The sequence below is a fragment of the Stenotrophomonas sp. 28608_Sma genome (genome assembly GCF_056486185.1).
Window position 1 is genome coordinate 1,021,993 of record NZ_CM151308.1, and the last position, 21,902, is coordinate 1,043,894.

General features: G+C 61.7%; 12 protein-coding genes. 4 read left to right on the forward strand and 8 right to left on the reverse strand.

Annotated elements, in window-relative coordinates:
• Nucleotides 1–56: 56 nt before the first annotated feature.
• Nucleotides 57–10,937, forward strand: a complete 10,881-nt coding sequence (locus ACZLHH_RS04670) for an autotransporter-associated beta strand repeat-containing protein (RefSeq protein ID WP_197573081.1) — start codon at nt 57–59, stop codon at nt 10,935–10,937.
• Between the two features lie 57 nt (nt 10,938–10,994).
• Here ACZLHH_RS04670 and ACZLHH_RS04675 read toward each other — a convergent pair whose 3' ends face one another.
• The 6 genes from ACZLHH_RS04675 to ACZLHH_RS04700 form a co-directional block, all read right to left on the reverse strand.
• Entirely contained in the window at nt 10,995–11,438 is a 444-nt protein-coding gene (locus ACZLHH_RS04675; protein ID WP_049462946.1) for a GNAT family N-acetyltransferase, read from the reverse strand.
• Between the two features lie 250 nt (nt 11,439–11,688).
• Nucleotides 11,689–12,531 (reverse strand): DUF6216 family protein, encoded by an 843-nt coding sequence (locus ACZLHH_RS04680; RefSeq protein WP_049462947.1) that lies wholly within the window; start codon nt 12,529–12,531, stop codon nt 11,689–11,691.
• A gap of 806 nt (nt 12,532–13,337) precedes the next feature.
• Nucleotides 13,338–13,712: a hypothetical protein gene (locus ACZLHH_RS04685; RefSeq protein WP_152911156.1), complete on the reverse strand. Its 375-nt coding sequence runs from the start codon at nt 13,710–13,712 to the stop codon at nt 13,338–13,340.
• A 650-nt stretch (nt 13,713–14,362) separates the two neighbouring features.
• Nucleotides 14,363–14,707, reverse strand: coding sequence for a hypothetical protein (locus tag ACZLHH_RS04690; RefSeq protein WP_049462948.1), 345 nt, complete (start codon nt 14,705–14,707; stop codon nt 14,363–14,365).
• The gene (locus ACZLHH_RS04695) at nt 14,704–15,015 is read right to left on the reverse strand and encodes a hypothetical protein (RefSeq protein ID WP_049462949.1); all 312 of its coding nucleotides are present in this window, start codon (nt 15,013–15,015) and stop codon (nt 14,704–14,706) included. Before ACZLHH_RS04695 ends, ACZLHH_RS04690 begins: the two co-directional genes overlap by 4 nt.
• A gap of 68 nt (nt 15,016–15,083) precedes the next feature.
• Entirely contained in the window at nt 15,084–15,860 is a 777-nt protein-coding gene (locus tag ACZLHH_RS04700; RefSeq protein ID WP_049462950.1) for a hypothetical protein, read from the reverse strand.
• A gap of 130 nt (nt 15,861–15,990) precedes the next feature.
• On the opposite strand from ACZLHH_RS04700, the gene ACZLHH_RS04705 reads away from it, so the two are divergent.
• The 3 genes from ACZLHH_RS04705 (at nt 15,991) to ACZLHH_RS04715 (ending at nt 18,504) form a co-directional block, all read left to right on the forward strand.
• Nucleotides 15,991–16,299: a helix-turn-helix domain-containing protein gene (locus tag ACZLHH_RS04705; protein WP_049462972.1), complete on the forward strand. Its 309-nt coding sequence runs from the start codon at nt 15,991–15,993 to the stop codon at nt 16,297–16,299.
• Between the two features lie 384 nt (nt 16,300–16,683).
• Complete coding sequence (locus ACZLHH_RS04710; protein WP_239684306.1) at nt 16,684–17,355, forward strand: hypothetical protein; 672 nt, start codon at nt 16,684–16,686, stop codon at nt 17,353–17,355.
• Between the two features lie 102 nt (nt 17,356–17,457).
• Nucleotides 17,458–18,504: a DUF3800 domain-containing protein gene (locus ACZLHH_RS04715; protein WP_049462951.1), complete on the forward strand. Its 1,047-nt coding sequence runs from the start codon at nt 17,458–17,460 to the stop codon at nt 18,502–18,504.
• A gap of 5 nt (nt 18,505–18,509) precedes the next feature.
• Here ACZLHH_RS04715 and ACZLHH_RS04720 read toward each other — a convergent pair whose 3' ends face one another.
• Both ACZLHH_RS04720 and ACZLHH_RS04725 read right to left on the reverse strand, forming a co-directional pair.
• On the reverse strand, nt 18,510–20,000 hold the full coding sequence (locus ACZLHH_RS04720) for a hypothetical protein (protein WP_239684307.1): 1,491 nt from the start codon (nt 19,998–20,000) through the stop codon (nt 18,510–18,512).
• Between the two features lie 102 nt (nt 20,001–20,102).
• Nucleotides 20,103–21,494 (reverse strand): site-specific integrase, encoded by a 1,392-nt coding sequence (locus ACZLHH_RS04725; RefSeq protein WP_049462952.1) that lies wholly within the window; start codon nt 21,492–21,494, stop codon nt 20,103–20,105.
• Between the last annotated feature and the right edge of the window lie 408 nt (nt 21,495–21,902).

A 21,902-nucleotide genomic window follows, 5' to 3' on the forward strand; every position in this document is an offset into this window, starting at 1 on the left:
TTGTCTTCAAAAAACCTGCCTGCAGTGCCATCCGGTCTTTTCATGGAGATTTACCGATGAACCGCATTTACCGTCTGGTTTTCAATCGCGCCCTCGGCGTAATGCAGGTTGCTTCGGAGGTCACCCAGAATCCCGGCGGAAGCGCGGTCTGCGCAGGGCGGGTGCCGCGATTGCGGGCGCACCAGTTGGTGGTGGCATTGGCTGCCACGCTGGCCAGTGGTTCGGCCTTCGCAGCGTGCACTGGCACCACGACCGTCAACTGCGACAGCTCCACCAACATCAACAACTACGTCAACCCGACCAGCGGCCTGACGTTGAACATCGCCAATGGCGCGGTGTTCAGCGTGCCTCTGCTGTTGGGCGGCAATGCGGTGACGTTGAGCGGCAGCAACACCACGGTCAACAACGCCGGCACGATCGATCCGTTCCTGACCGGTGGTCTCAGCCTGGCCGCGGCCGGCCTGGTGGTCGGCAACAACACCGCCGGTGGCAGCGCGATCACGGTCAACAACCAGACTGGCGGCCAGATCAAGGGCATCTTCAACATCGGCACTTTGCTGGGTTTCGGCGGCCAGGCGGTCACCGCGCAGAATGCCGCAGGTGGGACCACCACGCTGGTCAATGATGGTTCGATTGGAATGTCGCTGCTGGGGATAGGGCAGCTTGCGGATGCGACGTCGGTGGTGACCTATGGCGGAGCACAGGCCAACGTGACCAACCGTGGCAGCATCACCGGTCGTGTCGGCCTGGGTGCTTCGACAGGCAATACGTTCACCAATGCGGGCACGATCACGGGCAGTGTGCATCTGGGTGATTCCACCGGCGGCAATACCTTCACTGCCGTGGCAGGGTCCACCGTGGTTACCGGTGGCGGTAGCGCACCTGCAGGCCTGCTCGCCGGCGTAACCGGGGTCAAGGTCGCAGCGGCGGGCACGGTTGATGCAGGCATCGGCACCGGTGCCGCCAACAACACCCTGGTGCTGCAGGACAACGCCAGTAACAACGGGCCTGCGTCGAGCATCGGCTGGACCAACTACATCGGCTTCCAGAAGCTCACCGTCAACAGTGGCACCTGGAACCTGCAGGGGCCGTGGTCGGGCACGGGCGCGATCACCCTCGGTGGTGGCGTGGTGAACTTCAACAACAACGCCGCATTCGGTTCCGGCCTGTTTACCGTCACTGGCGGCTCGATCGCGGCCAGTGGTGCAGGCCTGTCGCTGGGCAACAATTTCACCCTCAATGGCGGGTTGAACCTGGGCGGTGCCCAAGGCTTCGGTTTGAGTGGCGTGCTATCCGGTACCGGTGGGCTGACGGTCAACAACACCGGCATTGTCACCCTGGGCGGTGCGAACCTGTTCAGCGGTGGCGTCAACCTCAATGCTGGCGGCCTGGTGCTCGGCAATGCCGGTGCGCTCGGCAGCGGCAGTCTGACCGTCGGTGGCAACGCTTCGCTGGATACCTCGGCCAACTTCAATCTGGGCAACAACCTCGTCATCAACGGTGGCGGCACGCTCAACCTGCTGGGCAGCAACGCGCTGGGCCTGAATGGTTCGATCTCCGGCGCTGGCAACCTGATCAAGGCGGGTCCGGGTACCCTCACCTTGAATGGTGCCAACCTGCTTACGGGCTCCTTCGCGGTCACCGGTGGTGCGCTGGCATTGGGCGCCGGTGGCAGCCTGTCGCCGACAAGTGCGATCTCGCTGAGCGCAGGTACCAACCTCGATCTCTCGGTTGCGGCCAGCCAGACCATCGGCTCACTCGCCGGATCCGGTGCGCTCAACCTTGGCGCGCGCAGCCTCACGTTGGGTGGCCTGAACACCAGCACGAGCTTCTCCGGCGTCATCGGCGGTGTCGGCGGCGCGCTGGTCAAGGTCGGTACGGGTACCCAGACCCTGTCGGGCGCCAATACCTTCACAGGTGGCGTCACGCTCAACGGCGGTGGCCTGCTGCTGGGCAATGCAGGCGCGCTGGGTACTGGAACACTTAGTGTTGGCGGCAACGTGTCTCTCGATGGCACCGGGGCGCTCGCTCTCGCCAACGCGGTCAATCTGGGCGCGGGCAGCATTCTCAATCTGTCCGGCAACCAGGCATTGACCTTCAATGGCGTGATCGGTGGCTCCGGCAGCCTGGTCAAGAACGGCGCGGCCACCCTGACCCTCAACAACGCCAACACGTTTGGTGGAGGGCTGTCGCTCACGGCTGGAGGACTGGTGCTCGGCAACGGCGGTGCGCTGGGAACTGGCGCATTGAATGTCGGTGGCGCGGTGACGCTTGATGCCAGCTCGGCACTGACCGTGGGCAACGGCATCAACCTGGGGGTGGGTGGTTCGCTCAACGTGCTGGGCTCCAACGCGCTGACGCTGGGCGGCGTGATCGGTGGTACCGGCAGCCTGGTCAAGAACGGCGCCTCCACGCTCACGCTGGGTGGGGCCAACGCATTCACCGGCGGTCTGAACGTAAACGCAGGAAAGGTGGCACTGGCCAGTGGCGGCAGTCTGGCGGCCACCGGGGCGGTGAGCCTGGCGGGGGCCGGCGCCGAACTGGACATCTCGCTCGGCGGCAACCAGACCATCGGTGCGCTGTCCGGTGCGGCAGGCAGCATCCTCTCGCTGGGCGGCAGCACGCTCACCTTCGGTGATGCCACCAACCAGGCATTCGGCGGCGTGATCGGCGGTACCGGTGGCCTGGTCAAGCAGGGAACGGGCACGCAGACGCTCAGCGGCGCCAATACCTTCAGTGGTGGCCTGAACCTGGCGGCCGGTGGCCTGTTGCTGGGCAACGGCAGTGCACTCGGTACCGGCGCGTTGACGGTCAGCGGCAATGGCTCGCTCGACGCAACCGCAGCACTGAATCTGGGCAATGCCATCAACCTTGGCGCGGTGCTGACGCTGCCGGGTAGCCAGAGCCTCACCCTGGGCGGCAACATCACCGGCACCGGCAGCCTGACCAAGAACGGTGCCTCGCTGCTGACCTTGAACGGCACCAATGCCTTCAGCGGCGGCCTGAACCTCAATGCCGGCAGCCTGCTGCTGGGCAACAGCGGTGCACTCGGGACGGGCGCATTGAGCGTGGGTGGCAATGCATCGCTCGATGGCAGCACGGCGTTGAACCTGGTCAACAATGTCACTCTGGGCAGTGGGGCCGTGTTGTCGCTGCCGGGTTCGCAGGCGATCACGCTTGGCGGGGTGGTTTCCGGAGCCGGTGGCCTGGTCAAGAACGGCGCCAGCACGCTCACGCTCAACGGCGCCAACAACTTCGCCGGTGGGCTGACGCTCAACGGCGGTGGCCTGATGCTGGGCAACGCTGGCGCGCTGGGAACCGGGCTGCTTGCCGTGGGCGCGAACGCGACCCTGGGCAGTACGGTGGCATTGAACCTGGGCAATGCCATCGATCTCAATGCCGGTGCGCAGCTGAGCCTGACCAGCAATGAGAATGTTGCTCTGGGCGGACTGATCACTGGCACCGGTGGCCTGATCAAGACCGGCACTGGCGTGCTGTCGTTGAACAACAGCAACACCTTCAGTGGTGGTCTGGCGCTGAACGCGGGCGGTCTGTCGGTCGGCGCCAACGGTGCGTTGGGTACCGGTGCACTGAACATCGGCGGCAATGTTTCTCTGGATGCGAGTGCCCCGGTTTCGCTGGTCAATGCAGTGAACCTGGGCGCCAATACGCTGACCCTGCCGGGCAGCAGCAATCTCACTCTGAGCGGTGTGGTGAGTGGTACCGGTGGCCTGATCAAGGACGGCGCCTCGACGTTGACGCTGTCCGGTACCAATACTTTCCTGGGAGGAGCCACGGTCAACGCCGGCACCCTCGCGCTGGGTGCCGGTGGCAGTCTTGCGGCGGGCGGGGCAGTGAATCTTGCCGGTGCCGGCGCGACGCTGGACATCTCCGCAGCGGGTGCCGGGCAGACCATTGGCGCGTTGAACGGCGTGGCAGGCGGCAATGTGGCATTGGGCACGCAGACCCTTACTTTCGGTGGCGCCAGCAATGGCAGCTTTGCCGGTGTCATCGATGGCAGCGGTGGGCTGATCAAGGTCGGTGCTGGCGTGCAGACGCTGTCCGGTGCCAATACCTTCAGTGGCGGTGTCGCGCTTGATGCAGGTGGCCTGATCCTCGGGAATTCGGGGGCGCTGGGCACGGGCACGCTGGGCATCGGCGGCAACGTCAGCCTGGACGGAACGACGGCACTGAACCTGGCCAACGCCGTGAACTTCGGTGGGGGTACGCAGCTGACGCTGGGCGGCAGCAGCGATCTCACCCTTGCAGGCGTGGTGGCCGGCAGCGGCAGCCTGATCAAGAACGGTGCAGGCCTGCTGACGCTCAACAACACCAACACCTTCGGTGGCGGTCTGACCTTGAACGGTGGTGGCCTGGTGGTCGGCGCGAACGGCGCACTCGGTTCCGGCACGCTGGCGGTGAATGCCAGCACCACGCTGGATGCGGGTGCTGCAGCGACGCTCGGCAATGCGGTCACGCTGGGCTCGGGTGTCGCACTGACATTGCCGGGTAGCAATGCGCTGACGCTGTCGGGTGTGATCGATGGCAACGGCAGCCTGATCAAGAACGGTGCCACCACGCTGACGCTGTCCGGTGCCAACACCTATACCGGTGGTACCACCATCAACGCCGGTACGCTGGCACTGGGAACAGGTGGCAGCCTTGCCGCGGCGGGTGATGTCATGCTGGGCGCAGGCGCTGGCTTCGATATCTCCGGTGCCGGCAGCAGCCAGACCATCGGCGCGCTCAACGGTGCGGGCGGAAGCACACTGGCCCTGGGCGGAAACTCGCTGACCTTCGGCACAGCGACGAACGCTGCGTTCGATGGCGTGATCAGTGGCGGCGGCGGCCTGGTGAAAGTGGGTGCAGGCGTGCAGACGTTGTCCGGTGCCAACACGTTTGGCGGCGGCGTGACGCTCAACGCAGGCGGGCTGGTGCTCGGCAATGACGTGGCGCTGGGCTCTGGCGCGCTCACCGTCGGCGGGGCCGCCACGCTGGACACCACCGGTCTGGCAGCACTGACCAACAACATCGCGCTTAACGCAGGCCTGACCGTACTGGGCACCAATGCGCTGACGCTCAACGGGGTGATTTCCGGTACCGGCAGCCTGACCAAGGATGGTGGCGCAACGCTGACCTTGAACGGTATCAACTCCTATACCGGTGGTACCAACATCAACGCCGGCACACTGGCGCTGGGTGCCGGTGCCAGCCTGGCGGCGAGCGGTACCGTGAACCTCGCCACCGGCGCGACGCTGGATCTGTCGGCCGGCAGTGGCACGCAGGTGTTCGGCACCCTGGTCGGCAACGGTACGGTCAACCTGGGCGCCAATTCGATCGAAGTCGGCGGGGCGACCAATGGCACCTTCAGTGGCTCGATCGCAGGTACGGGTAGCCTGACCAAGGTCGGTGCGGGCATCGAGACGTTGACCGGTGCCAACACCTACACCGGCGGCACCTTCATCAATGCCGGCACACTGGCGATCGGTCCGGGCGGCAGCCTGGCGGCCACCGGTGCAGTGACACTTACCGCAGCGGGAACCGGCTTCGACATCTCGACGTCCGGTGCCAGCCAGACCATTGGTTCGTTGGCCGGGGTGACCGGCTCCACGGTCACTCTGGGCGCGCAGTCGCTGATCCTCGGCGGCAACGGCAACAGCGTGTTCGACGGCGCGATTTCCGGCACCGGTGGCCTGGTCAAGAACGGCACCGGCATCCTCACGCTGGGCGGCGCCAACCTGTTCAACGGCGGCCTGGCGCTCAACGGCGGTGGCCTGGTGGTCGGCAACAGCGCCGCGCTCGGCAGCGGTGCGCTGACGGTGGGGGCCAGCGCTACGCTGGATGCTTCGACCGCGGCCAACCTGGCCAACAACATCACGCTGGCATCAGGTGCCAACCTCAACCTGCTGGGCAGCAATGCACTGACCCTGGGCGGCATGGTTTCCGGTACCGGTGGGCTGATCAAGAATGGTGCGGCCACCGTGACCCTGACCGGTGCGAACACCTACACCGGAGGCACCACCATCAACAGCGGCACGCTGGCGATCGGCGCCGGCGGTAGCCTGGCGTCGACCGGCGCGGTGAACCTGGCAGGTACCGGTACCCTCGATATCTCTGCGGGCAACCAGAGCATCGGTTCGCTGGCCGGCGTGGCCGGCAGCACGGTGGCACTCGGTGGCAGCGCGCTGACCCTGGGTGGCACGGTAGACAGCACGTTCAACGGTGCGATCACCGGCAATGGTGGCCTCGTCAAGAACGGCGCAGGCGTGCAGACCCTCAACGGCGCCAGCACCTTCAGTGGCGGTGTAACGCTCAATGCCGGTGGCCTGGTGGTCGGGAACAATGCTGCGCTGGGCACCGGGGCGGTAACGGTGGGTGGCAACGGTACGCTCGATTCGAACACTGCGGTGACGTTGGCCAACAACTTCGTCCTCAACGCCGGGCTGACCGTGCTCGGCAGCAACAACCTCACCCTCAACGGCAGCCTGAGTGGCACCGGCTCGCTGACCAAGGAGGGCGCGGCAACGCTGACCTTGAACGGTGCCAATACCTATACCGGTGGCACCTTCATCAATGCCGGTACGTTGGCATTGGGCGCCGGCGCGAGCTTGAATGCCAGTGGCATCGTCAACCTGGCCAGTGGTGCGACCTTCGATCTGTCGGCGGGCAGCGGCACGCAGCAGTTCGGTACCCTGATCGGCAACGGCACGGTGAACCTGGGCGGCAACACCTTGACCATTGGTGGTCCCGTCAATGGCACGTTCAGTGGTTCGGTGGGGGGTACCGGTGGGCTGATCAAGGAAGGCACCGGCACCCAGACCCTGACCGGTGCCAATACCTTCACTGGTGGCACCACCATCAATGCGGGCACGCTGGCGATTGGCGCCGGAGGAAGTCTGGCAGCGAATGGCGCGGTGACACTGGCCAACGCCGGAACAGCGTTCGATATTTCTGCCGGTGGTGCGCAGAGCATCGGATCACTGGCGGGTGTTACCGGCAGTACGGTTGCGCTCGGCGGCAGCACGCTGACCCTCAATGGCGTAGGAAACACGACCTTCGCTGGTGACATTACCGGTACCGGTGGCCTGGTGAAGAATGGTGCAGGCATCCAGGGCCTGACCGGCAGCAATACCTTCAGCGGTGGCGTGGCACTCAACGCCGGTGGCCTTGCCTTGGGTAACAACAATGCACTGGGAACCGGCACGCTGACCGTGGGCGGCAATGCCAGCCTGGACGGCACCAGCGCGCTGACGCTGGCCAATACCGTGCAGCTGGCCAGTGGCACGCTGACCCTTGCCGGCAGCAACGCGCTGACCTTGAACGGCCCGATCAGCGGCGCTGGCGGCCTGCTCAAGGATGGCGCAGCAACGGTCACCCTGGGCGGTGCCAGCACCTACACCGGTAACACCACCATCAACAGCGGCACGCTGGCGGTGGCGGCCGGTGGCAGCCTGTCGGGTGCGAGCACGGTGAACCTGGCCGGTGCCGGTACGCTGGACATCAGTGCCGGTGGCAACCAGAGCATCGGAGGCCTGGCCGGCGTAACCGGATCCAGCGTGGTGCTGGGCGGTGCGACCCTGACCACCGGCGGCAACAACGGCAGCACCACCTTCGGCGGTGTGCTCAGTGGCACCGGTGGCCTGGTGCAGAGCGGCACCGGCACGCTGACCCTGAGCGGCGACAACGTCTATACCGGTGGCACCACCATCAACGGTGGCAGCACGCTGCAGCTCGGCAACGGTGGCAGCTCCGGTTCGGTGCTGGGCGACATCACCAACAACGGCAGCCTGGTCTACAACCTGGGCAGCACCGCAACCGTGGGCGGTGTGGTCAGCGGTAGCGGTGGCCTGACCCAGGCTGGCAGCGGAACGCTGGTGCTGACCGGCAACAACACCTATACCGGCGGTACCACCATCAATGCCGGCGGCACGTTGCAGGTGGGCAACGGTGGTGCGACTGGCGCGATCGTCGGCGACATCACCAACAACGGCGCGCTGGTGTCCAACGTGGCGGGCAACACCACGCTGGGCGGCACCATCAGCGGCAGCGGTGGCCTGACCCAGGCCGGCGCTGGCACGCTGACTCTGACCGGCAACAACACCTATACCGGCGGCACCACCATCAATGCCGGTGGCACGCTGCAGGTCGGCAATGGCGGTGCGACCGGTGCGATCACCGGCAACGTCGCCAACAACGGCAGCCTGGTGTTCGACGTGGCGGGCAACACCACGGTCGGCGGCGCGATCAGTGGCAGTGGTGGCCTGACCCAGGCCGGTGCCGGCGTGCTGACGCTGGTCGGCAACAACACCTACACCGGCGGCACCATCATCACTGCCGGTGGCACGCTGCAGGTGGGCAATGGTGGAGCGACCGGTTCGATCGCTGGCGACATCACCAACAATGGTTCGCTGATCTCCAACGTCGCGGGCAACACCCTGCTGGGCGGCACCATCAGTGGTACGGGTGGCTTGACCCAGGCGGGCAGTGGCTCGCTGGTGCTGACCGGCACCAACACCTACACCGGCGGTACCACCATCAATGCCGGCGGCACGCTGCAGCTGGGCAATGGTGGTGCGACCGGCTCGATCGTCGGCGACATCACCAACAACGGCACGCTTGTGTCCAACGTCGCGGGCAACACCACGCTGGGCGGCACCATCAGCGGCAGCGGTGGCCTGACCCAGGCCGGCAGCGGCACACTGACCGTGACCGGCAACAACACCTACACCGGCCCGACCACCATCACTGCCGGTGGCACCCTGCAGGTGGGCAATGGCGGCGCGACCGGTGCGATTGGCGGCAGCGTCACCAACAACGGCAGCCTGATCTTCAACGTGGGTGGCAACACCACCGTCGGCGGCGCCATCAGCGGCAGCGGTGGCCTGACCCAGGCCGGCAGCGGCACGCTGATCCTGGGCGGCAACAACACCTACACCGGCGGCACCACCATCAACACCGGCGGCACGCTGCAGGTCGGCAACGGCGGCGCGAGCGGATCGATTGCCGGCAACGTCAGCAACAACGGCAGCCTGGTGTTCAACGTCGGTGGCAATACCACCGTTGGCGGCACCATCAGCGGCAGCGGTGGCCTGACCCAGGCCGGCGCTGGCACCATCACCCTGACCGGCAACAACACCTACACCGGCGGCACCACCATCAACGCCGGTGGCACGGTGCAGGTTGGCAATGGCGGCGCCAGTGGCTCGATCACCGGCAACATCACCAACAACGGTGGGCTGATCATCAACACCGGTGGCAGCACCACGCTGGGCGGCAGCATCAGCGGTGACGGCAGCATCGTGCAGGCCGGTCCGGGGGGCCTGAACCTTGGCGGCAACAGCGGTGGTTTCAGCGGCACCGGCCAGGTCACCGGCGGTGGCCTGAATGTCACCGGCAACATCGGCGGCCAGTGGACCATCGGCAGCGGTACCACGCTGTCCGGCACCGGCACCATCGGGGGTACCGGTGGTGGCGTGACGGTATCCAGTGGCGGCGTGCTGTCGCCGGGTAATGGCCCAGGCAATGGCAGCGGTGCGGGCAATGGCACCGGCACGATCACGGTGGGTGGCAACCTGACCTTGTCGCCGGGCAGCACGCTGGGCATCGATCTGGGTGCCACCGGCAGCGACACGGTGCAGGTGGGTGGCAGTGCCAACGTGGGTGGCAGCAGCGTGCAGGTGAATACCATCTCGCCGAGCACCAGCTACCAGCAGGGCCAGCAGTACACCGTGGTCAATGCGGGCGGTGGCGTGAGCGGGCAGTTCGCTTCGGCGAAGACGCCGTCGGCCTTCCTGACCATCACCCCGGTCTACACGGCGAACACGGCCAATCTGCAGATCGATGTGGCGCAGACCGCAGCCTTCACCACGGCGGCGAAGACGCGCAACCAGTACAACACCGCCGCAGCGCTGGACAGCCTGCCGCAGAGTGGTCCGGCGCTGGGCCTGTACAACACGCTGCTGATGTATGACGCGGGTACCGCGCGCGCGGCCTTCGACCAGCTGTCCGGTGAAGTGCATGCGGCCAGCCGTGCGGTGCTGTTGTACGACAATTACCTGGAAGAGGGTATCCGCCAGCGTCTGGGCAGTGAGCTGCCGACCGTGCGCGGTGAGCGTGCCTCGGCCTGGCTGGCCGGCAGCGGCAAGGTGTTCAGGCAGGATGGTGATGGCAACGGCGACGACATCCGCTCCAACCGCAATGCGCTGATGGCCGGCGTGGACTGGCAGCTGGGCGAGCACGTGGTGCTGGGTGCAGCGGCCGGCAACGAACGGCTGGATACGCGCCTGTACGATCGCAGCTCGCGCGCCCGCCTGCGTGGCAACACCTTCGGCCTGTATGCGCAGGGTCAATGGAACAACGGCTTTGCGGTCGGTGGCAGCGTGTCGCGCGGCGACTACCGCACGCGCACCACGCGTGAGGTGCCGCTGCTGGGCCAGACCCTGTACAGCCGCCAGGACTCGGATGTGACCATCGCCCAGGTGGAAGGCAGCTGGACCTGGACCCACGGCAGGACCCAGCTGCAGCCGTATGTGCAGTTCACCAAGCACTGGGTCGACAGTGATCGCGCGGTGGAGCAGGGCGGCACTGCTGCGCTGGCGCTGGAAGGCGGCAAGGACACGCTCAATGTCAGCACCGTGGGCGTGCGGGGCCGCTGGGACGTGGGCAGCGGCGAGCGCTTCCCGGCACAGCTGACGGTCGGCCTCGGCTGGCAGCATGCTTCGGGTGACACCGACGTGGCCAGCCGCAACCGCTTCGCGGTCGGCGGCAATGCGTTCGATGTGTACAGCGCGGTGATGGCACGCAACGCGCTGGTCAGCCAGCTGGGCGTGGCGGTTGGGCTCGGCCGAAACAGCCAGCTGTCGATGTTCGTGCAGGGCCAGCACGGCGACGGTCGCCGCGACGTCGGCGGGCAGATCAACCTGCGAGTGGGCTTCTGAGGGGAGCGGGCCAGCGGTAGAACCACGGCGGGCGTGGATGGGACCGGGGCGGGAGCGCTAGAGCTCCCGCTCCATTTCCACGGCGTCGATCCCGGCACCGTGGCCATCGCGCACCACACGTGTCACCTGGAAGCCGAGACCGGAATAGAAGCCTTGGGTGTGTTGGCTGGTACTGAGCGTGACGCGATTGATCGAGGGATCCACTTCGGCCTGGCGCAGGCGCGCCAGCGCCAGTTCGCGGCCCAGTCCATGCCGGTGCAGCGCGCGCTGCACCATGCCCCAGCAGAAACCGGCACTACCATCGCCGCGTCGCGACAGGCCGCCACAGGCCACGATGCGGTGGTCGCGCTCGATCACCTGGAAGGCGCAGTCCATGGCCTGCTCACGCAGGAAGCGTTCAAAGTCGCTGCGCTCTTCGGGCGCGAAGTAGGTGGGCACGTTGCTGTCGAAAATCGACAGGCAGGCGCTGGCATCTGCGGGTCGGTAGAGGCGGAGGTTCATGGGCCCACGATAGACGATCGTCAGTAGATCCACGCTACACGTGGATTCATGGGCCCGATGTCGTGCGTGTATACCTTACGCCGAAATACCGGTCAGATTCACTGGCTTGCCTTTTGCCTCCGACGTCCAACAGCATTCCCCTGTGAACTCATCCTTCGACTTGATACTTTTGCCATGAGTAGACCTGAATAATATCCAGTGATGGCGCCGGGGATTGGTGCTATTGCCTGGTCATAACAGAAGTTGTTTATCACTTGTTCTTTTCAATAGGCTTTGGGTCGGACTCTATCGTGTCTTTTTTGACTTCTTCCAAGAGGTCTCGAAGTTCTCTCTGGGCAAGCCACTCACGAAGAAGTGAAAAGCTCATAAATGCGTACCACGCAAAGATGGCTGCTGCTACAAGAAATGTGATTCGTTGCTCAGGTAGTTCTTTGGAGAAGTGCTTTTCAAGCGCTGGATCAGACCAAAGTTCGCAAAGAATTTTGCGGTCATCTTTATGAAAGCCAACTGGAGGCTCGGCAGCGTCTTGCTCTTTATCGCAAGAGGCTTTGTTGATTACGGCTCTGTCGCCGAAAGGTCGAACTGCGCGAGCGTCCTCTTGGGAGAGCCACAGCCAAGTGTCAGTGGCTTTCAACGAGACGAGCAGCTTGCTGCTCGCTGCCACTGCCGAGAAGCCAGCGGTCGAGAGTATCAGAACAAACAAGAGTATCCCTGGAAGAGCGAGCCATGCTCCGTGAGGCACCCGGCTGGGATTTAGGGAGAGAGTTTTTAAATTGAATGCCCAGCCAGATCTTCCTATCAGATCGAGCGGAATGTTGGTTCTGTCAGAGAATTGCGACAGGTTTTGCGCGTCGCGAATCGTCCTTGCTTTCACGCCGTGTGTCATTCTAAAGCTGACCAGCGCCGTTTGATCTGCAATGCTCTTCTTGATGATGGGATCTTCGATCTCATCCTTTGCGATAAAGAATCGCAGTAGGCGAACGTTGACCGGATGGAACGAGCCGACACGCCAGCAGATTATAAGTGCCGCTGCCGAGATGCCTAGGATGGACCCAATCGCAACATCGCGGGTCAAAAAACTAATCCAGTCCATGGAGTGCTTTCCTTCTAGTATTGGATGGTAGTACGTCCGCTGAGAGTGCCATCCGGTTCATGGGTGCGATGAAGCGTCAGGTCGTGCCGACCTGTTCCCTTGGCCAAAGGTTCGATGAGCGCGTCCACATCCTTACCTTAGTGGTGATCTCGTTCATTGGCAGCCCCGAACTGCGTTCAAGATCTCAGCATAGCGCGATGCCAAGATGATGCCTGCAAATGGGCTTGGCACAGATGCGTGGTTTACAGACTTCGTTTGATGCCCATCTGGTCCAGCTTGGCATGGAAATCGGAGGAGACTCGCCGGCGGAAGTGCCAATAGCCGGTGGGAGAGCGGAAGAGGTGATGGGAAATTCACATTGGATTGTGTCCCGATTTGTGTCCCGTCTGACGCTCCTCCAGAAAGGCAAAACCCCCGCGTTAACAGGGGTTTGCGTAATCTGGCGGAGAGAGTGGGGTTGTCGGGTGCATCCATGCCCCGATCCCGATGCGCGTTGCACCTCGGGACCCGCCTGCGGCGGTCCGGTTCTGCTCCTGCAGAACCGTCGAACCCCGGCGTGGCTTCTCACCACCCATCCCATCCGCCAGACAAACGCAAAAGGGCCACCCTGTGGGCGGCCTTTTTGCGTTTGTCTGGCGGAGAGAGGGGGATCGGATCGACCCGACCCTAACCCCTTGACCATGCAACAGATCGCAAACCGGACATGTGTCCTGTGTTGTGACCCTGATTATAGCCGCATCCGCACAGAAGCTGGGAGTGAAATGTGATGTTTTACTTCTGCTGCGGAAGATATTCCTTGGACGGCTTCAATAGTCCGTAGCATTTCCCGTATTCGGCTCCCAGCCGGGAGGTTTTTTCTTCGTGGCGCTAAGGAAGTGCATAATGATGGATCTAAGAGATCCCCATGCTGCCACGACAATGCCAACAATCAAAAACAAAACGTCGGAATAGCCTAGCGTTATCGTTTCACTATTTGACAGCTTTAACATGACTCGAATCCCGAGTATTGACGAGCCAATTAACACAAATGCGTGCATGAGAACGTTTGCTGCCGCACCATTTGCCATAAAATTGCGCTGCTTCCTCTGCATCCAAAGCGCGTATATTATAGTTACAAGCACAGCAAATGCCACGCTAGCCGCCAATGCGGGGCCTTCCTTTTCTAGTATCGCTTTTAGCATGTCTGAAGATTCTCCGTAATCTCAGTCCGCGTAGGTGAAGGCCCAGTATGAGTCCTCCGGCAGAGCAGGCAATCGCGCCCAGTAAAGTGCCTGGACGAAAAAGCAATGCCATCATAGCGATGCTTCCGACTACGCTCAAGATGTCTGCCTCTGAGCGATGTTCCATCCATGCAAGCAATGACTCTCTGCGGGTTTTATATTTTGTCGCGTCCATTTTTTACTAGCTCGCCCAATCAAGAGTCACCCTAGCTCTCAACCTGGGCTTGTCAAGCGTAGATGCCTGGCATTTTCGTTTCTGCGAGAAGGCTTCACTCTCGGCCTGATTGAATCCGGTAGGTGTAGTGAGCGGTGAGGACTTTGCGGAAGGCGTCGAGGTCTGGGTTTTGGTCACGCGGATTGGTGAGAAAACCAAGGCAGCATCGCCGGGGACACCACCATTCTGAACATCAAAGAGTGCGCTTCACGCTTAGGGGTGGTGTTAGTGGGGTGGGGCAGTGGAGTTCTGATTGTTATAGGGCTCGGGGACTGTGGAAGCGTCGCCTTGCACTCTCAGTCTAGTGTTGTAGCAGACAGGACGCTGCCTAGCCCTAGCGGTTTGAGCGTCAGAAACGAGAAGGCTCCCATGAGGAAGCCTTCTTTGGAGATGATGCTTAGATTTGAGTCAGTTGTGCCCAGATTACAAACAGGAACATCGGCAGCCCGCTCAGGACAGCGAAGGCCCCGACAGCGCCCATCAGGGTCAGGACGGTCATGACCCACCACTGCCACCATGAGAAACCCGAATCCCTCGCCTGGGCCACCCGGGCTTCTGCCGGGTAGAGGCGTCCTACCTTCCGTGTTCCTCGCCGGGCCATAAGCGGCCCGACAATGAACCCAAAAGGTCCCAAGAAGAGCAGGGAAAGCGCATACCACCAGAAAAACCTGTCGCGGGGTGTGATCAACTTGCGCCGGGCGGGCCCCGACTGGTCAAGCAGAGGGGGAGGCGGCACGCTCATTTGGCGTATGCCCTCCAAGTCCCATCCTCTTTGACGTAGCGCAGGTTCTTGCCGATAGGAACCGGAACCCGGCGGCCGCCAATGTCGATAGCCACCTTGCCGCTGGTGTCGCAGCGGTATCCGGCCATGTCTTTCGCTTCAACGCATCCGTTGAGCTCGAACTCGGCGACATCGGAGATCTGCCCGGCCCCGCTTTGCTCCAACAGGGTAGCCAGTGCCTTCTGGGCATCAGCGTTGGAAGGAGGGCCACCGCAAGCAGAGAGGGTCAGTGCAATGGCCAAGCCGGCCAGGGGAAACCTTGCGTTCATGGGTCAATCCTTGAGGGTGATGAGGGGGCGGCCGGAGGCCGCCCCGGACGTGTAGAGAAGGAGTAGGGTTAGCGGTCGCGGTTGCCGTCGGGCTTGAACCCCGCGATCCACAGTCGCGGATCTTTGAAAGGCGTCAGCAGGCCGCTTGGCCCGGGATGGAGGTCCGAAGTCTGGATGAACCCAGAGACCCAGGCGACGCGCAGGGCGACATCGACGGCGCGGTCGGATACGCCGGGACGGGACACATTGACGACGAAGGGCTGTGCCGGCGGATTAGGGCCGGTAGAGCGGCTGGCCCCCGTGTTGGCCTTGTTCGACGCCACACGGATGCCATTGAGAGTGTCGCGCCCCTTCCAGAGAGCTGCGGTGTTGAACTCCGCCGTGTCGCCGAGATCGTCGGTCACCGTCACCGGTGCATCTGCGCAGGTCCGGAAGGTCTCCGTGGTGGACGCGGAGGGGCTGGTCCAAATCCGAGCCTCGACCGTCCAACACGGCAGCGTTGTGCTCCACTCTTGGAACGTCAACGCCACCCTCGGCCAGTCCAGTCGGCCTTGTTGGGCGAGCTGGTGGTTGTCGGATTGAAACAGCCCCTGGATCTTTCCGGCACCGCTGATCGGGGTATAGATGGGCTGGGGGCCGGAGGCCTGCCTCCGGGTAGTTCCAGTGGGCTTCACTCCAATCATTTCCTGACCGGCGTTCTTCAGGCTGGTCCCAAGCTGGCGGAAAAAGCCCGGCTTTCCTGACTCCGGGTTGGACTGGCTGGCTTCCTGGGCGGAAACGACATGTGCACTCAACAGCAGCGCGGCCGCCAAGGTGGAGGCCATCCTTGTCTGGTTCTTCTTCATGAAAACCCCTGTGGTTGGTCGGGAGGGTGCTACATTTCATGAAGAGTCTGCCATGCAGAGGAGGAGCAAGTCATGCTGTCGGCCCAGCTTTTCAATATTCGTTCACGTGCCCAAGCCATCTCCCCGCTCTTTGTTCGCTGCCCGCCTCAAGCAGGCCAGGGAACTGCGCGGCATTGCCAGCCAGCGAGCGTTGGGGGTGCTGATGGGGCTTGATAAGAAGCTGGCCAGTAGCCGGGTTAACAGATACGAGACCGAGGTCAGTGGTATTGACCTGGATGGACTGGGGAAGCTGGCCGAAGTGCTGGGCTTGCCGATGGCTTATTTGGTTGCCGAAGATGAGGTCATTGCGGATGCCATTTTGGCTCTGTCCCGGATGAGCCGTAAGGAGCGAGTGCGTGCCCTGCGAGCACTGATTGAAGCGCCCGATCCGTCAAGCTAGGACTGACCTGGAGGCGCAACAAGCTGCCTGGCCGCGGCCAACATGGTTCACGGGAGCGATCAATACGCGCCTTCTCATGAACCATGATGAATGGGCAATGGCGCGACTCTGCATCCTTTAATATCAACAGCTTGTGGCGAAATTTTAGCTTTGATAGGGTGTAGCTCTATCTAGATACTGCCGTTGAGGATAAGAAAAACTTCCAGCATCGAACTCCGAGCGGCAAGTTATGGCACTTCTCCAGTCCATCCTCGACTTCTTTGAACGCATGGCATCCCAGACGGATCCGGTCTTTGCTGCGGCATTGCTCCTCGTCGTAATGGCTCTTTCTCTGGTGGGAATGTCCCTTTACGTAGTCTTGGCCGCAATCAGGAAGCGGAAAGAATGAGCACAAAGTGGGGAAGCTTCCCGAAAGCGGCTGTGGACTCTGGAAAGTTGGCTTCCCTCACCGGGGCGAATGGGGAGGTGGGCACGCACATCGCCGCCCATAAGGTCTATTTGGCGCTCGCGCTAGAGGTGAACTTCCATACTCGCCAGGTCGAGATGGGGATGTCATTCCTGCAGGATCGCACCGCTCTTGCTAGGCCGATGTTGGGCAGAGCCTTGTCGGCCTTGGAGCAGGCTGGCGTGTTGCAGGTAGAACGTGACGGCTATCGGAACCGCTATACGCAGCTTCTGCACGCGCCGAATGCCTTTAGGCAGGTTCCAAGGTTTGTGACTAGTCAGGCACTGAAGTTCAAGTTCAACAGAGGAGTGACTGTCTTGGCGGCTTGGAAGCTTCTGCCCGTCCTGCTTTTCTTGCGTGATGGCAAAACAGGTGATGCGCTGGCCATGCATGAGACGCTCCAGCGCTACTCACGCGTGCGACCCGAACATGTCAGTGCTGGGATCTCACAGCTGGTCGAGTGGGGGCTGGTTAGGCATCGTCCCACAGAGAGCAACCGAAATGGTCATCCAAGCTTCGTCTATCGACTGACGGGGGAGTTCGGAGGCGGCGCACCTGAGAGCGGTGGCTCGGTCACTCCGGTGCTAAAGCCAAACACTGTCCCCTTCTGACAAGGGGGCAGTGGCCAGAGGTTGCGTGCTTCCAGCGACTCAGCGCAGCCAGCCAAAGTCGTGGGTAAAAACCATAACTACTTTATTTGGCCGGGAGGGGACATGTTCATCTACGTAGATGAGTCCGGCAGCTTCGTTCCTGCTGCGAAAAGCGACAGTTGGTGCGTCGTTGCGGGGTATGTCGTGCCAGAGGTTGCCAGGAAGCGCGTAGAGCAGTCCCTAGGCCTGCTCAAACGGGGCTTGGAGCGCGGATTTCAGGATGAGGTCAAACTGAAAGACTTGTCGGAAGCGCAGCTAAAGCGTTTTCTAGGCGAGCTTGGCAAGTTTCAAGCAACGCTCTTCATCTCTGCGATTGACCTTGGCCATCAAGACCCAAAAGTAGTTTTGGCCCATCAAAAGAAGCAGGTCGAGAGTGTTCGAGCCAACCGGCCCAAAATGCTCTACGAAGAGGGGCGTGCTTCCATAGATGATCTGTCGGGCAGGTTGGAGCGTCTGTCTCCACAGCTATACACCCAAATGGTGGCGCAGATAGACCTGTTGGACCAGGTCTATCGGATGACTACGCTCTACTACGTCCAACGGCTACCGGCTACATTGAGCAGCTTCAAGTGGCGCATGGATGAGAAGAACTCAGCCCGTCCGCTGTTTGAGCAAACGCTGACCCATATGGCCCCTGGACTTATCCAGGCCAAGTCGCTGCGCGACCCTGGGATCTTTGTGGAGGGTTTCGATTACTCTCACTTCGAGAAGCGATTTAGAACCGCACCTGAGGACATTCCAACCTACCTTCAAGAAGCGGTTGGCCACACCATCAAGTCAGCGGTCAACTTGGGCGCAGTCCTGCGGGATTCGAAGTTTGTGCGCTCGCATGATGTTCCTGGCGTTCAAGTGGCGGACCTATTGGCGTCTGCATGGCGCAGGCTCTTGAGGGGAGAGTTCGATGACAACGACGGGATCGCGCACCTCTTGGGCCGACTGACGGTTCAGCGGCAGAAGCCGAACCCGCCCATCCATTTGTTGTTGCTGGGCGAAGAGCGGCTAGCAGAAGGGTCAGCCTATCGTGCGGCTTCGATTGCTAAACAAAGCGCCAGGCCGATGGTCTCCAAGAGTGCGGCCACGGGTCATGCTCGCCACAAAGCGAAGCCTTGACATAGTTACGTGATGGTAGCCGTTGGGAGCCTAGAGCTGAGTCGTCCCATCAAATCCTCCCATTCACGGTCAAACATGGAGGCTGCCGTGCCCTCTTTACCGAGATCGGCATCCTTTAAGAACTGAGGAAAGAGGTAGCCCTTGAATCGATGGCTGGACTTTTCGGTAAAGATGCGCAGGCCATGCTCACTGATGGAGTCAACCACTTCTGGCAGTGCAGCGTAGCTGACGATGGAGAAGGGATAACGCTCCTGGAGGTCAGTATCCATCCCTCGTGCCTCCAGCTCTTTCTCCACGAGGCTGGTGAGTGCATCCACCGACTTATGGCTAAAGAGAATCCAGTCCTCCAGTGTCACTATCAGGGAGTAGATAGCTCCATCCGGCAGCTTGATGCCAGCGCGCCCTGATGTTGCATCCAAAATGTTGCGATAGTTCTGAACGACCGCCTTTGCCAGGCGCGTCAGTCCGGACTCCAGATCGCCGGGATCCGCCGCAAGCCTTGCTGGGACGGGAATGCGCATGGTCTTGCACTCCACAAAAAGACTTGTGGATGTGTCCCTAAGCAGCCAGTCGCTTCCGTGGTGCTTTGCCTTGCCAACAAAATACGGGGCAGGACGCTCAGCTGTCGCCTTACCGGTTAGGTGGCTAAAGCAATCGCCTACTAGTTCCTCAAAGGCATCGCCATACGCTTGGGCGAAGCCGTCGGCATCAGCTAAGTCATAGAAGAGCCCAGCCAGAAGGCGCTTACCTAATAAGGAAGGCCGTGGACATGTCAGGCGATCGGGAGCGTCAGAGCGAAGCTGGATCAGGGGCTTCACGACCATAGGATTCGGAGTGTAGTCCCAAGATGAGTCGTAACGAGCATCCAGAGCACAGCGGTTCCGCAGTAGCTTGGGCGTGCCGCTGATGGCGGCCACCCTTGCCGCCACCGCAGACGAGTCCAGGCCAAGCATAGCCAGTTGCGGCATCAGCGCCACTTCATAGTTCCGCATAAACAGCGCCTGGGTAGCCCCAGCCAGGAGGAAGTAATCCTCAGAGGTCAGCCCTAGGGCTTTAAATACAATGTTTGAAAGGCGGCCGCGCTTGTAGAGCGACCAGTAGCGGCCGAAGTAGGCAGCGCTAAAGCGATCGAAATGAGGCAACTGCTGGTGCCCGATTCGATGCATCGCTGTCCAGATGTCGAGGTCGCACTTTGCCTTGAACTCGCTGTAGCTCCGAATGGCATTGTGTAAGGTGCCGAGGTCAGTCCAGTTGCGTAACGACCGGCGCGCCCCTTTTGAGGGCCCCGCATGTTGGAGGATTTCTCTTACGTAGAGATCCAAGTAGAACTCAAAGACATACGGTCTGATCTGATCGGGCAGCCCTGGTCGAGAGTGGGCATACTCCATGGGCAGGCCATAACCGTGGCCGATGTGCAGGCTGTAGGCCCAGATATGCACCATGGAGTCTCGCAATCCAAAGCTGGCAGCGATCTTTGCGAGTTGATCGTAGGTCACGTTGAGGCCTCTTCCGATGAGGAGGCCCATTATCAACCCTAACGTAGGCCTGGAGGACGCCCGGGCCAACATTTCATCTGGCCCCGATGCTGCGCGAGGCTATCAAGGATAGAACTTCCGAGGGTCAGACAACGCCCCCTTGAACTGCCCCGCCTGGTAGACCGGCAGCACCACATCGGGGCGATACTGCTCCAGAACCGCAATCTGCTTCGTTCGTGCCAATGCTGGCTTCTTGTGGAAATACGCCTCATGCAAGACCGGAACCTTCTTGCTGATGGAGTGACCGGTGACCAAGGCGATGTCCTCATCAGCCACACCCTTGTGGTGCAGCTCCGTGGCGATGGTGTGGCGGAAGGCATGGAATCCAACGCCTGGAGGAAAGCCCAAACCTTTCAGGTATCGGCTGAACTGGTTGAGGACGCCTTGGCTGTAACGGGCGTTGGTCTCACCGGTATCGCGTCGCACGCCGGCAGACAGGTGAGGGAAAAGCCTTGGATGCCCACACGCCCGAATGTCGTCTACGAATGCTAGGAAACCGGAGTCGAGCAGTGGTTGGGGAATGGGCAGTGTGCGGACTGCGGCTTTGCCTTTTAGGCTTTGGCGGCTTCGATTCCGGTCCTTGTGGCTAAGGTCGCTATCGACGGTCTTTTGGATACGGATGCACCACACCCCGCTTTCTTGCACAATGTCTGCCAGCTTCAGCTGCGCGACCTCATTGATACGTGCGCCGGTATAGAGGCCAATCATGGGAACCCACCAGCGATGCGGGGCTTTGACGGCCCAAGGGATGAAGGTCTGCGGCGCAAAAATGCGCTGAAGATCCGCCTCATCGAACAACCTCTCTGCCTTGTCGGGATCCACCACCAAGTCCTTCTTGACCTCCGCGAAGACTCTCATGGGCGACGCCGCGATGGCCTTGGCGTTTTCCAGGCGTCCGAAAAAGGTGACAAGAAATCTACGATGCTTCTCAGCGGTGGCAGGGGCTGGCGGGTCGACGCATAAGGCCTTGCCCTTGGCGACCGCCTGTTCGAATGTCCAGTTGCGATACATGGGGTCAGACAGTAAGAGCGGCGGGGCCCAGCGCAGGAGATCCCACAACCGGTAGATGTGGGCATGGTCGATGCGAGAAACGGGAACGTCCCCACAGGCCATCTGGAGCAACTTCAGTGTCCGAGCCGTGGCTTCGATGGTGTTGCGGGCCAGGCCCATGCGCTCCCGGTCAGCGAGGTAGTCGTTGATCTCTATCGAGAGCAGACGGGCAGGGGCAGCGACGGGGAGCGGCTCTGGGTATCGCGTGCCACCCTTTCCAAGGTGAGCTCGCCGGGTCCGCTCGCAGGCGTCGTTGATGATTTCCTGCGCGTGGATCGCGGCTTCGCGACCAGTGACAATCATTTCACCGATGCGAACGCGGCCGATGCGAACGTCTGTCAGTTTGAGCGTGCCGGTTGGGTCTGCGAGGTAGGAGTTGAGGTATTGCGAGGTGGAGGAGGTCACTGCGTTGCTTCCATCTGAAGGATGGAAGTACAGATACTGCGGGCCTAAAAATCGTCAACGAAAAATCGGCTTTTTATGCACGGCCTAAGGCATCGCCTGAGAGGTGCCACTTTGCGCCTCGACCTTGCCAATCGTACCGGCCCAAAGTGCGCTGAAATTCACATTTAAATCAATGCCTTGTGTCTGGTGGGGATGCTGTTTTTCGGAGTCATTACCGTACTGTTTAACCGAACTTTCCTAACACCAAGTTAGGCAAGGTCTAGATTCAAGATGAATGGAAGATAAATGATCTGCTTATTCTTGAGCTTTCGCCGACTTCACCTCTACAGCGCGGTGCGGGGGGCAGCAAGCGAAGGTTCGGAACTAATGAAGCCATAGTCCTATCCGGATTTATGGCTCAGCATCCCT

Bases quoted from the DNA above. Each gene is read 5' to 3' on its own strand.
- ACZLHH_RS04670 (WP_197573081.1), top strand. From the start codon at position 57: ATGAACCGCATTTACCGTCTGGTTTTCAATCGCGCCCTCGGCGTAATG.
- ACZLHH_RS04675 (WP_049462946.1), bottom strand. From the start codon at position 11,438: ATGAACCTCCGCCTCTACCGACCCGCAGATGCCAGCGCCTGCCTGTCG.
- ACZLHH_RS04680 (WP_049462947.1), bottom strand. From the start codon at position 12,531: ATGGACTGGATTAGTTTTTTGACCCGCGATGTTGCGATTGGGTCCATC.
- ACZLHH_RS04685 (WP_152911156.1), bottom strand. From the start codon at position 13,712: ATGCTAAAAGCGATACTAGAAAAGGAAGGCCCCGCATTGGCGGCTAGC.
- ACZLHH_RS04690 (WP_049462948.1), bottom strand. From the start codon at position 14,707: ATGAGCGTGCCGCCTCCCCCTCTGCTTGACCAGTCGGGGCCCGCCCGG.
- ACZLHH_RS04695 (WP_049462949.1), bottom strand. From the start codon at position 15,015: ATGAACGCAAGGTTTCCCCTGGCCGGCTTGGCCATTGCACTGACCCTC.
- ACZLHH_RS04700 (WP_049462950.1), bottom strand. From the start codon at position 15,860: ATGAAGAAGAACCAGACAAGGATGGCCTCCACCTTGGCGGCCGCGCTG.
- ACZLHH_RS04710 (WP_239684306.1), top strand. From the start codon at position 16,684: ATGAGCACAAAGTGGGGAAGCTTCCCGAAAGCGGCTGTGGACTCTGGA.
- ACZLHH_RS04715 (WP_049462951.1), top strand. From the start codon at position 17,458: ATGTTCATCTACGTAGATGAGTCCGGCAGCTTCGTTCCTGCTGCGAAA.